Origin of the sequence: Flavobacterium sp. ACAM 123, assembly GCF_000264055.1 — a bacterium.
Taxonomy (GTDB): domain Bacteria; phylum Bacteroidota; class Bacteroidia; order Flavobacteriales; family Flavobacteriaceae; genus Flavobacterium.
Genome location: NZ_AJXL01000241.1, coordinates 1 through 608 on the forward strand (window position 1 = coordinate 1; position 608 = coordinate 608).

1 protein-coding gene and 1 pseudogene are annotated in these 608 nt (G+C 27.1%); both read left to right on the plus strand.

Annotation, left to right across the window (positions count from 1 at the left end; genetic code table 11):
• Window positions 1–199 (plus strand): annotated as a pseudogene (locus A3SG_RS21995) (hypothetical protein); the annotation flags it as partial.
• The coding region (locus tag A3SG_RS20520) for a hypothetical protein (RefSeq protein ID WP_035664832.1) at window positions 180–608 on the plus strand (429 nt) is incomplete at its 3' end. The pseudogene A3SG_RS21995 and the gene A3SG_RS20520, both read left to right, overlap by 20 nt.

The window sequence follows — 608 nt, forward strand, 5'->3', positions numbered from 1 at the left end:
GGCGGATAAATATAGAGACGTAATAAAGTTAGTTTTAAAACAATACGATAGTAATGCACATTCCGAAGAATTCTACGACACCATATCATGGTTCGGATTAAAAGAAACAACCGCTTGGCAAAATCTATCACAAGATCAAAGAGATATTATAAACAATTCACTTCAAAAAATTTATACAGATGAACCGTATTTTAATTAGTACCTACCTATTATTTTTTGTTTTTATGGGATATGGGCAAAAAGTTGAAAAAAAAATAATTTATTTAGACTTTACAAAATATAAATCAAGATGCGTCTACAATTTTCCGTTGAAGATAAATATAGACGAAAGTATCCAATTTAATTTATGTGCAAAAGCAATATTTCTGTATGTAAAAAATGCAGACACTTTACCTATTAACAAATTAAAAAACTATAAATTATCTTCACTAGAAGAAGTGGAAATATTAGAAACAAAATGGCGAAAAAACAATAAAAAAGCAATGATTAAAAAATTTGGTATAATATATCCTTGGTATAATAAAAACGGCATATTTGACACCTACCTAATCGAGATTATAAATGACAAGAAATTTGTGATTTATCCTGTAAAATGGAGGGGTTTAGAT